This is a genomic window from Inquilinus sp., assembly GCF_057815775.1.
In genome coordinates this window covers 1-11,190 of record NZ_JBYRFX010000120.1, presented here as the reverse complement: position 1 = coordinate 11,190, position 11,190 = coordinate 1, and the positions used below count along the sequence as shown (strand labels likewise).

Here is an 11,190-nt window from a genome sequence, read left to right as displayed (position 1 = left end):
GCCCCTGGATTGCCCGGTCAAGCCGGGCAATGACAAAAAAAGGGGAGGAGAGGGGGAGGAGTCAGGCGCTCAGGCCGGGCAGGCGATAGGCCTCGATCGCCGAGCGGCCGAAGATCTGGGCCTTGTCGGCGTCGCCTAGATCCTCCAGGCAGGTCCGCAGTGCACCGATGACGTCCTCATAGCTGCCGGCGACCAGACAGACCGGCCAGTCGGTGCCGAACATGCAGCGATCGGGGCCGAAGATGCGCAGCGTCTCGGCGACATAGGGCTTGAGGTCCGCCGGCGTCCAGTCGCGCCAGTCGGCCTCGGTGATCATGCCGGACAGCTTGCACCAGACATGGTCGCGATGGGCGGCGAAGCCGCGCATCAGCGCCGCCCAGGGTTCGAAGCCGCCGCCCTTGATGTCGGGCTTGGCGATGTGGTCGACGACGAAGCGCAGGTCCGGGAAATCCGCCACCGTGCGCAGCACCGCCGGCAGGTGCGGCAGCTTGGGCACGAGGTCGTAGACCAGCCCGGCATCGGCCAGGGCCCGCAGGCCGCGGCGGACATCGTCGCGCAGCAGCCAGTTGGGGTCCGCCTCCTCATGGATCAGGTGGCGGATGCCGACCAGCCAGCGCCCCTCCGGCGCCGCCTTCAGCTCGGCCAGGGTCTGGCCGACCTTGGGGTCGGTCAGATCGACCCAGCCGACCACCCCGGCGACGAAGCCCGTCGCCTCGGCGATCCGGATATAGTCCCAGGTCTCGCCGAGATCGTTCCAGGTCTGCACCAGCACGGTGCCGGAGACGCCGTTCGCCTGCACCGCAGGCTGCAAATCCGCCGGCGCGAAGATGCGCCGGATCGGGGCGAACGGGCCGCTGATCCAGCCATAGTCGCCGTTGTCGGGGTCCCAGAAATGCTGGTGCGAATCGATGATCGGGGAGGTCATGGCCGATGTCCGGATGCCGAGGGGTGGAGGGTTTGGAGACCGACTACCAACGTTGATGGACGAAGGGCTTGACGTCCTGGTCGTAGATCGCCCGCAGCTCGGCCATCACGTCGGGCGGCAGGGCGGCGAGATCGGCGGCCTCGGAGTTGGATTTGGCCTGGGCCCCGTTGCGGGCGCCGGGGATGACCACGGTCACGGCGTCGAACATCAGGATCCAGCGCAGCGCGAACTTCGCCATGGTGGTGTCGCCGCCGACCAGCGGCCGCACCCGCTCGACCGCCTTCAGGCCCTGTTCATAGGGCACGCCGGAGAAGGTCTCGCCGACGTCGAACGCCTCGCCGTTGCGGTTGAACAGCCGGTGGTCGGTGGCCTCGAACTTGGTGTCGGCGCGGAACTTGCCGGACAGCAGGCCGCTGGCCAGCGGCACACGGGCGATGATCGCCGTCTTCTTCTCCTCGGCCAGGCCAAACAGCAGCTCGGCCGGGCGCTGGCGGAAGATGTTGAAGATGATCTGGATGCTCTGAACGTTCGGGTATTCCAGGGCCTTCAGCGCTTCCTCGACCCGCTCGACGCTGACGCCGTAGTGCTGGATCTTGCCCTGCTCGACCAGCCGGTCCAGCGCGCCGAACACCTCCGGGTGGTAGTACAGGTCGGTCGGCGGGCAGTGCAGCTGCACCAGATCCAGCGTCTCGACGCCGAGATTGGTCAGGCTGCGGTCGATGAAGCCGGACATGGTCTCGAGATTGTAGCCCGCGACCTCCTGCTGCGGCAGGCGGCGGCCGGTCTTGGTGGCGACATAGGGCTTGTCGCCGCCGCGCTCCTTCAGCACGCGGGCGATCAGCTGTTCCGACCGGCCGTCGCCATAGACATCGGCCGTGTCGAGGAAGGTGACGCCGCTGTCGAGCGTCTCGTGCAGCGCCGCCAGCGCGTCGCCGTCATCGACATGGCCCCAGGCCGAGCCGATGGCCCAGCTGCCGAAGCCGATCTCGCTCACCGTGCGGCCGGTCCGGCCGAATTCCCTCGATCGCATCTTCTTCCTCCATCTGCGCGGTCCCGTCCGTGAAAGGGCCGCTGCCTTGATTCGAACCGGTCACAGGGTTATCATACAACTGATGCAGGCCTGACAAGGCCCATGTCCCGAAAAGGGCAGGCACCGGCGGGGAATCCGCGCTGTTGCCGGCAGCGTGGCCCGGCGGGGCGGGGATTCTGGAGCCGTCCCGAGCCTTATGTCCGACAAGCTGCCTTGACAGCGGCGCCGTGGCAAGGACATATCGGGTCGTGTGGTTGTATGATAACCGTGTAATCAAGCGGCACCGCAGGGAGGTTTCGTCCAATGATGGCGTTATCGAAAAAGACAGTCCTTCTCGCCCTTGGGGTCAGCGCCCTGGCCTGGCCGGCGCTCGCGGCCGATGACGTCGTCAAGATCGGCGTCGTGGCCGCCGAATCCGGCGCCTTCGTCTCCGCCGGCCATACGCTGCCGGCCGGCGTCAGCCTGGCGGTGAAGGAAATCAACGATGCCGGCGGCGTGAAGGTCGGCGACAAGACCTACAAGATCGAGCTCGAGCGCCGGGACGACCGCACCGACATCGGCACCGCGGTCGCCGCGACGCAGGAACTGGTGCGCGACGTCGGCGTGAAGGCGATCTTCGGCTCGGAATCGCATGACTTCACCCTGGCGATGGCGAAGATCACTCAGCCGGCCAAGGTGCTGCACTTCGCCGGCAACAGCACGCTCGACACCATCCTGACCGACGCCTCGGTCGCCCCGGGCGGCGAGGACCACTACCTGTTCCAGTCCGAACCGCGGGAGTTCCAGCGCAGCGGCAGTACCGCGCGCGGCGTGCTCAGCCTGCTGCAGCCGCTGGTCGACCACCCGATCAAGAAGTCGGTGATCATCGCCGGCAACGATGCCACCGGCCAGTTCCTGTCCTCCTACTACATCAAGGCACTGAAGGCGGAAGGGCAGGAGGTGCCGGACATCATCTTCTACCCGCCCGATACCACCGATTTCTCGCCGATCCTGACCCGGGCCAAGAGCCTGAACCCGGATGTTGTGCACTTCTGGTACAACGGCGACTCGACGCTGGCGGCGCTGCCGCAGGCGCTCGAACTGGCGGTCGCGCCCAGCTATTTTCTGTTCGGCGTCGACCCCGGCATCTGGAAGGAGCGGGGGCTATCGGCCGATGTGCCGGTGGCGATGAGCTGCGTGCCGGTGTGCTGGGGTGAATCCTCGAACGCCAAGGCGAAGACCTATTTCGACGCCTATTTCGCGGCCGGCGCACCGAAGGGCGTCACCTCCTCGGTGTCGCTGCTCTACTACGACTATGTCCACATGCTGGCGGAGGCCTGGACCAAGGCCGGCAGCTTCGACCCGGACAAGGTGGTCGACGCGCTGATGACCCTGCAGCACCAGGGCGTGGTGTCGGACACGCTCAGCTTCAACGCGCATCACCAGGTGACGCACGCCACCGAAGTCTGCGTCGCATCGCCGGACGGCAAGATCGCCTGCTCGATGCAGCAGCCGCCGGCCGACGCGCCGATGTGATGCTCCGTGTTGCCGGTGGGGCCTGATCGCCCTGCCGGTCGGCCTGCCGGAGGGCGTCCCCCCCCCCTCTCCGGCAGGCCATCTCGACCCGACCTTGCCGCCGGCCGTCGCGCCGGACGCCCCCTTCAGCCGGACCGCACCGTGGACATCCTCTTCCAGCAGATCCTGAACGGGCTGTCGATCGCCAGCGTGATCACGCTGATCGCCGTCGGGGTCACCCTGATCTTCGGCCTGACCGGCATCATCAACTTCGCCCATGGCGAATTCCTGATGGTCGGCAGCATCGTCACCTGGCTGGCCGTCAGCGCCGGCTGGGGCTTCCCGCTCGCCCTCGTCGCCGGCGTCGCCTCGGTGGCGCTCCTCGGGCTGGTGCTGGAACGCGGGCTGTTCCGCTTCACCTTGAGCCGGCCGACCAACGGCTTCATCGTCTCGCTCGGCCTGATCGTGGTGCTGCAGCACGTCGTCATCCTGTTCTGGAACGCCAACCAGAAGAGCATCCCGCGGCCGCTGAACACGATCTGGGATGTCAGCGGCGTGCGCATCGCCGCGGTCCGGGTGATGGTGATCGTGATCACCGCCGCCGTGGTCGCCCTGACCTTCTTCATGATCACCCGCAGCCGCTACGGCCGCGCCCTGCGCGCCAGCGTCGAGGATCGCGACACCGCGGCGCTGATGGGCATCCCGGTGCGGCGCTACATCACCGGCGTCTTCGTCTTCGGCAGCGCCCTGGCCGGCCTCGGCGGGGCCCTGCTGATCGCCCTGTTCCCGATCACCCCCTTCACCGGCGGCACCATCGTGATGAAGGGTTTCGCCGTGGCGCTGATCGGCGGCCTGGGCAACCTCACCGGCGCTGTCGTGGCCGGTCTGATCCTGGGCCTGGTCGAAGGCTTCAGCGCCGGCTACGGCCTGTCGGAATGGACCGACGCCTATTCCTTCGCCCTGATGATCATCGTGCTCCTGGTCCGGCCGAACGGCCTGTTCGGCGGCACCAGCGGTCCGCGGGTGACCTGAGCGTGCCCGAACCATCGCATCCCAAGGGGATGCCCGAACCATCTGATCCCAAAGGGTCGACGATGCATCCCCGATCCCCAATCCGCGGCCTGGTCATGGCGCTGGTCCTGTTCGCCCTGCTGGCCCTGGTGCCGCTGCTCGGGCCCAGCAACCGGCTGTTGTCCCTGGCCATCACCGCCGGCATCAACGTCGTGGCGCTGTACGGCCTGTCCGTGCTGTTCGGCCAGACCGGCATCCTGTCGATGGGCCATGCCGCCCTGGTCGGCGTCGGCGCCTACACCGCCGCCATCCTGGCGCGCGATTTCGGCTTCGACTTCTGGCTGGCGATCCCGTTCGCCGCGGCCTGCACCGCGCTGCTGGCCGCCATCGTCGGCTTCCCGTCGCTGCGGGTCAGCGGCCATCACTTCGTGATCCTGACCTTCGCCTTCGGCCAGTTGCTGACCATCGTCCTGACCAATGGCGGCGAATTCACCGGCCGGGCCACCGGCCTGGACCTGGAGCAGCCGGTGTCGCTGTTCGGCCTGGCACTCGACCCGCTGCCGCAATTCTACCTGCTGACGCTCGGCTTCGTCGCGCTCAGCGCCGTGGCCAGCTGGGCGATCGTCCACTCCTCCTACGGCAGGACGCTGCGCGCGATCCGCGAGAACGAAAAGCTCGCGGCCTCGCTCGGCATCAATGTCGGGCGGCACAAGATCGGCGCCTTCGTCGTCAGCGGCGTCTTCGCCGGCGTGTCCGGCGTGCTGCTGGCCTATTTCCTGCGCCACATCTCGCCCACCCAGTTCGCGTCCTTCCCGAGCATCTACCTCGCCTTGATGGTGATGATCGGCGGCGCGCGGCTGCTGCTCGGGCCGCTGGCCGGCGGCATCCTGGTCGCCTTCCTGCCGGAGCTGTTCGCGCTCGACCCGGTGCAGTCCCGCATCCTGTACGGCGTCTGCCTGATCGCGGTGATCCTGTTGCTGCCGAACGGGCTGATCGCCGGCGCCATCGACGGCTGGCGCAAGCTGTTCGCGCGGCGCGCTGATCAGGCCGAGCGGCTGCCGGCCGCCGAGGCACCGGCTTCGAAGGCGGGAGGCTGATCATGGGCGCGCTTGAAATCCGCGGCCTCCGCAAGCAGTTTGGCGGCGTCGCGGCGCTGGCCGGGGTCGACCTGACCATCGTCGAGGGCGAGATCCTCGGCATCGTCGGCCCGAACGGGTCGGGCAAGACCACGCTGTTCAACGTCATCACCGGCGTGCACAAGCCGACCGCGGGGACGGTGACCTGGCGCGGCCGCGACATGACCGGCACCCCCGCCCATGCGGTGTCGCATGCCGGCATCGCCCACACCTTCCAGCAGGCCATGGCCTTCCCCGGCCTCAGCGTGCTGGAGAATGTGCAGATCGCCACCGAGCATTGCCGCACCGAAAGCGAGCGGCCGTTCCCCTGGCCGACACCGGACGACCTGATCCGCTTCGTCGGGCTGCAGGCGCTGCGCTATGAGATCGCCGGCGTGCTGCCCTTCGGCAATCTGCGCCTGCTCGGCATCGCCCTGGCACTGGCGACACGGCCGTCGCTGCTGCTGCTGGACGAGCCGGCGGCGGGGCTGAACGACAAGGAGACGACGACGCTGGTCGAGCTGGTGCAGCAGCTGCCGGACCACGGCATCAGCGTCTGCGTCATCGACCACGACATGAGCCTGATGCAGCGCCTGTGCCGCCGGCTGGTGGTGCTGGATTTCGGCAGCAAGATCGCCGACGGGCCGACCGCCGAGGTGCTGGCCGACCCCAAGGTGCTGGAAGTCTATCTTGGAGGCGCGCTGTGAACTTATTGCAGGTTTCCGGCGTCACCACCGGCTATGGCCCGACCACGGTCAACCGCAACGTCTCCCTGACCCTCGGCCAGGGTGAGATCGCCACCATCCTCGGCCCGAACGGCGCCGGCAAGACCACGCTGCTGCGCACCATCGCCGGGCTGGTGAAGCCGCGTGGTGGCACCGTGACCTTCGACGGCCGCGACATGACCGGCCAACCGCCCGACGTGATGGCCAAGAGCGGCGTCGTCCTGGTGCCGGAAGGCCGGCGGATCTTCGCCGACATGACGGTGGAGGAGAACCTTCGGCTTGGCGCCTACACCAGGCGCGACCAGGCTGCGGTCGATGCCGACGTCACGCTGATGGAAGGCTTCTTCCCGATCCTCGCCGCCAAGCGGCGGGACAAGGGCGGGTCGCTCAGCGGCGGCCAGCAGCAGATGCTGGCGATCGCCCGCGGGCTGATGGCGCGGCCGCGCGTGCTGCTGCTCGACGAACCTTCGCTCGGCCTGTCGCCATTGATGGTGAAGGAGATCAAGGCCATCATCCTGGTGATCGGCGAGCGGTTCGGCGCCTCGATCCTGCTGGTCGAACAGAATGCGGGGCTTGCCTTGGGCGTGGCCACGCATGGATATCTGATGCAGCAGGGCCGCGTCGTCGCCTCGGGGCCGATCGCCGAGCTGAAGAATGCGGATCTGATGCGGGACCTCTACCTCGGCGGCGCGCCGGCGGCGGCCACCGCCTGAGACTTGCGAAGCGGAGCAGGGCTGTGACAACACCGGCGGATCTCACCATCTCCTATGGCCGCGGCCATCTGCCGATCCGCCTGCCGGCGGGGGCGCAGGTGACGGTGGTGCGCAAGCAGCCGCTGCCGAAGATCACCGACCCCGCGGCGGCGATCGCCCGAGTCCTGGCCCAGCCGATCGGCGCGCCATCTCTGGCCGAGCTGGCGCGCGGCCGGCGCAGTGCCTGCATCCTGATCTGCGACATCACCCGGCCGGTGCCGAACCGGCTGTTCCTGCGGCCGATGATCGAGACCATGGTGGCGTCGGGCATTCCGCTCGACCGCATCAGCGTGCTGGTGGCCACCGGCCTGCACCGCCCGAACCTGGGGGATGAGCTGGCGGAGCTGGTCGGCGACCCCTGGGTGCTGGAGCATGTCCGGGTCGACAACCATGACGCGCGCGACGATGCCGCCCATGTCGATTTCGGCCGCACGGCGACGCGCGGCACGCCGGTCAAGATCGACCGGCAATTCGTCGAGGCCGATCTGCGCATCGCCACCGGGCTGGTCGAGCCGCATTTCATGGCCGGCTGGTCGGGCGGGCGCAAGGTGATCGCCCCCGGCGTCGCCCATCACGAGACCATCCGCACCTTCCACTCCGCCCGCTTCATGGAGGATCCGCTCGCGGTCCAGTGCAACCTGGTCGGCAACCCGCTGCATGAGGAGCAGCTGCAGATCGTCGGCATGCTGGGCGAGGTCTATGGCCTGAACACGGTGCTGGACGAGGATCGCGACCTGGTCTGCGTCACCTTCGGCGAGATCATCGCCAGCCATGCCGCGGCGGTCGATTTCGTCAGCGGTGCCACCCGCGTGCCGGTGCCGCGGAAGTTCCGCACGGTGGTGACCTCATCGGCCGGCTATCCCCTCGACAAGACCTACTACCAGACGATCAAGGGCATGGTGACGCCGCTCGATATCCTCGAGCCGGGCGGCACGCTGATCATCGCCTCGGAATGTTCGGAAGGCTTCGGCTCGCCGGAGTTCCGCGATGCGCAGACCCGGCTGGTCGAGCTCGGTCCGGACCGGTTCCTCGCGACACTGACGGCGAAGACCCTGGCCGAGATCGACGAATGGCAGACCGAGATGCAGCTGAAGTCGCTGCGCCTGGGCCGGGTCGAACTCTACACCTCCGGCCTCGATGCGGCGGAGCGGGCGATCACCGGCACGGCGCTGGTCGGCGACCTTGAATCAGCCATTGCCGCCAGCATCGCCCGGTCGAACGACCCGGCGGTCGCCATCATCCCCGAGGGTCCCTACGTCATCCCCTACCATGCGGCTGGGTGACAGACCGTCAGGACGCGGCCTCGGCCACGGGCTGCAGGGCGGTGTAGCGGGCCCGGCTGCGGGCCAGGTGCGACCGGGCGGCGCGCCGCGCCGCCGCAGCATCGCCGGCGCGGATGGCGGCCAGGATTGCTTCGTGCTCCTGCTCGATCCGGCGCAGATGGCGCTGTTGCTCCGGCGGCGGCAGGGTGGCGCTGCGGGCGCGCTGCCGCGGGATCACCAGGTCGCCGAGGGCGACGAACACCCTGGCGAAATAGGCGTTGCCGGTGGCAGCCAGGATGGCGCGGTGGAAGGCCAGGTCTTCCTCGACGCCGATGATCTCGGCCGGGGATGCGGGGTTGCGGATGGCGGCGGTGAACGCGGCCTGGCTGGCCTCGATCTGCTTCAGCCCCTTGGAGCTGCGCCGTTCCGCGGCCAGCCCGGCGGCCTCGACCTCGATGCCCAGCCGCAGCTCCAGCACCTGCAGCACGTCGTCGACCGAATCCAGCTTGCTGGCTTCGACCATGAAGGACGGCGATGGCGCGGCGGCTTCGGCCACGAAGGCGCCGAGGCCCTGGCGGGTGGTTATCAGCCCGCGGGCGCGCAGCGAGGCCAGCGCCTCCCGCACCACGGTCCGGCTGACGCCGGTGGCGGAAACGATGGCCTGTTCCGTCGGCAGGCGGGCACCCGGCACCAGGTCGCCGGATTCGATCTGGGCCACCAGGGTCTCGATCAGACCCGCAGTCAGGTTGGGCGCTTTCCTGATCGAGCCGAAACCGGAATCGCCGCTCATCCTGTTCTTCATTCCCAATGCTTTGCGGCAATCAGGATCGCAGTGCCGGCGATGCGGCGCAAGGGCGCGCAACCCCGGCCTGCGGCCGCCGCTGCCGCGTTGTGATCGCCCCGCCAATCTGGAACAGTCCGCACATGGAATTGCATCTCGATCTGGTCGGCGGCCTGGCGGGCGACATGTTCATCGCTGCGATGCTCGACCTGAGTCCCGAACACGCAGCCGGGCTGCAGGACAGCCTGGCGCGGACCGGGCCGTTGCTGGCCGGCGTCACCGCCCGGCTGATGCCGCACAACGACGGCGTGCTGGCCGGCCGCCGGTTCCTGGTCGAACGGCCGGGCGGGCAGGGGCGGCATGGCGGGCACGACCACGTCGCCTGGCGCATGATCCGCGATGGGCTGGAACGGTCGGATCTCGACGCCGAAGTGCGGCGGCACGCCATCGCCATCTTCCGGCACCTGGCCGAGGCCGAGGCGCAGGTGCATGGCGTCGATGTCGAAACCGTGAGCTTCCACGAGGTTGGGGCCTGGGATTCGATCGCCGATATCGTCGGTGCCGCCCATCTGATCGCGGCGGCGGATGCGGCGCGCTGGACCGTCGGCGACATCCCGCTGGGATCCGGCCGGGTGCGCACCGCCCATGGGCCGCTGCCGGTGCCGGCGCCGGCCACGGCGCTGCTGCTGCAGGGCTTCCGCACTATCGATGACGGCGTCGGCGGTGAACGGGTGACGCCGACCGGCGCCGCCATCCTGCGCCATCTCTGCGGCGATGCCGGGCGATCGGTTCAGCCGCGGTCCCTGGGCGGCGCCGGCATCGGCTTCGGCACCCGGATCCTGCCCGGGCTGAGCAATTGCGTGCGGGTGCTGCGCTTCGACGCGGTGGCGCCGCAGGTCGATGGCGATGCGGTGCTGGTGGTCGAATGCGAGATCGACGACCAGTCGGGCGAGGAGCTGGCGCTGGCGCTGGACCGGCTGCGCGCCCATCCCGCGGTGCATGACGTGATCCAGGCCCCGGTGTTCGGCAAGAAGGGGCGCATGATGATGCATCTGCGCATCCTGGCCCGGCCGGACGCGCAGGACGATGTGCTGCACCTGTGCTTTGCCGAGACCACGACCATCGGCCTGCGCTATCAGGTGCAGCGCCGGGCCGTGCTGCCGCGGCGCATGGTCGAGATCGCCTCGGGCGACCGGACGGTGCGGGTCAAGGCGGTCGACCGGCCCGGCGGCGCGACTGTGAAGGCCGAGGCGGATGACGTGGCCGACCTGGCCGGCCATGCCGCGCGCAAGGCACGGCGCCGGGCGGCGGAAGATGCGGTGGAGCAGGAGAAACCATGAGTGCGGATCGCGCCCGTCTCGAGGCGGTGATCGACGGGCTGGGCCCCGTCGCGGTGGCGGTCAGCGGCGGCGTCGACAGCATGACCCTGGCCGTCCTGGCGCATCGGCGGTTCGGCGGCGACGGGGTGATGATGGTGCATGCCGTGTCGCCGGCGGTGCCGCCCCTGGCGACGGCGCGGGTGCGGGACTGGGCGGGGCGCGAGGGCTGGGCCCTGACCATTCTCGATGCCGGCGAATTCGACGATCCCCGCTATCGCCAGAACCCTGTCAACCGCTGCTATTTCTGCAAGACCAATCTCTATGGCTCGATTGCCGCGCGGATCGACGGGCTGATCGTGTCCGGCGCCAATCTGGACGATCTCGGCGAATACCGCCCCGGGCTGGATGCCGCGCGCGAGCACGGCGTGCGCCACCCCTATGTCGAGGCCGGGATCGCCAAGGGAGGCGTGCGGGCCCTGGCGCGGGACCTCGGCCTCGGCAACTTGGCGGAGCTGCCGGCCTCGCCCTGCCTGTCGAGCCGGGTCGAGACGCTGATCCCCATCGACCCCGACATGCTGCGGGCGATCGACGCGGTCGAGCAACTGTTGGGCCGGCGCCTGCGGCCGAAGACCGTGCGCTGCCGCATCCGCGCTGCCGGGCTGGTGGTGGAGCTCGACGCCGAAAGCCTCGCCGGCCTCGACACCAGAGTTATGGCCAAGCTGGAGGCGTCGATCCGCGCCGTGCTGCCGGCCGCCATCGCGTCCCGGCCTCTGGCC

General features: G+C 69.1%; 11 protein-coding genes. 8 read left to right on the top strand and 3 right to left on the bottom strand.

The window, feature by feature from the left end:
* Nucleotides 1-61 precede the first annotated feature (61 nt).
* Nucleotides 62-925 (bottom strand): amidohydrolase family protein, encoded by an 864-nt coding sequence (locus tag AC3XYG_RS04455; protein WP_489138608.1) that lies wholly within the window; start codon nt 923-925, stop codon nt 62-64.
* A gap of 43 nt (nt 926-968) precedes the next feature.
* Nucleotides 969-1,955: an aldo/keto reductase gene (locus AC3XYG_RS04450; RefSeq protein WP_489138607.1), complete on the bottom strand. Its 987-nt coding sequence runs from the start codon at nt 1,953-1,955 to the stop codon at nt 969-971.
* A gap of 303 nt (nt 1,956-2,258) precedes the next feature.
* Between AC3XYG_RS04450 and AC3XYG_RS04445 the strand changes: the two genes are divergently transcribed.
* From AC3XYG_RS04445 to AC3XYG_RS04420, 6 genes are all read left to right on the top strand, one after another.
* Nucleotides 2,259-3,470, top strand: coding sequence for an ABC transporter substrate-binding protein (locus AC3XYG_RS04445; RefSeq protein WP_489138606.1), 1,212 nt, complete (start codon nt 2,259-2,261; stop codon nt 3,468-3,470).
* Between the two features lie 141 nt (nt 3,471-3,611).
* Nucleotides 3,612-4,481 (top strand): branched-chain amino acid ABC transporter permease, encoded by an 870-nt coding sequence (locus tag AC3XYG_RS04440; RefSeq protein ID WP_489138605.1) that lies wholly within the window; start codon nt 3,612-3,614, stop codon nt 4,479-4,481.
* 62 nt (nt 4,482-4,543) lie between these two features.
* A complete protein-coding gene (locus tag AC3XYG_RS04435) occupies nt 4,544-5,557 on the top strand; it encodes a branched-chain amino acid ABC transporter permease (RefSeq protein WP_489138604.1) in 1,014 nt (337 codons plus the stop codon).
* Between the two features lie 2 nt (nt 5,558-5,559).
* A complete protein-coding gene (locus AC3XYG_RS04430) occupies nt 5,560-6,282 on the top strand; it encodes an ABC transporter ATP-binding protein (RefSeq protein WP_489138603.1) in 723 nt (240 codons plus the stop codon).
* The gene (locus tag AC3XYG_RS04425) at nt 6,279-7,013 is read left to right on the top strand and encodes an ABC transporter ATP-binding protein (RefSeq protein ID WP_489138602.1); all 735 of its coding nucleotides are present in this window, start codon (nt 6,279-6,281) and stop codon (nt 7,011-7,013) included. Before AC3XYG_RS04430 ends, AC3XYG_RS04425 begins: the two co-directional genes overlap by 4 nt.
* A gap of 23 nt (nt 7,014-7,036) precedes the next feature.
* A complete protein-coding gene (locus tag AC3XYG_RS04420; RefSeq protein WP_489138601.1) occupies nt 7,037-8,335 on the top strand; it encodes a nickel-dependent lactate racemase family protein in 1,299 nt (432 codons plus the stop codon).
* A 7-nt stretch (nt 8,336-8,342) separates the two neighbouring features.
* On the opposite strand, the gene AC3XYG_RS04415 is transcribed toward AC3XYG_RS04420, so the two are convergent.
* Nucleotides 8,343-9,104 (bottom strand): FadR/GntR family transcriptional regulator, encoded by a 762-nt coding sequence (locus AC3XYG_RS04415; protein WP_489138600.1) that lies wholly within the window; start codon nt 9,102-9,104, stop codon nt 8,343-8,345.
* A 134-nt stretch (nt 9,105-9,238) separates the two neighbouring features.
* On the opposite strand from AC3XYG_RS04415, the gene larC reads away from it, so the two are divergent.
* Together larC and larE are read left to right on the top strand one after the other, a co-directional pair.
* Entirely contained in the window at nt 9,239-10,435 is a 1,197-nt protein-coding gene (gene larC / locus AC3XYG_RS04410) for a nickel pincer cofactor biosynthesis protein LarC (protein WP_489138599.1), read from the top strand.
* Nucleotides 10,432-11,190 (top strand): ATP-dependent sacrificial sulfur transferase LarE (gene larE, locus AC3XYG_RS04405; RefSeq protein ID WP_489138598.1); only part of this gene is annotated, 759 nt, incomplete at its 3' end. The genes larC and larE, both read left to right, overlap by 4 nt.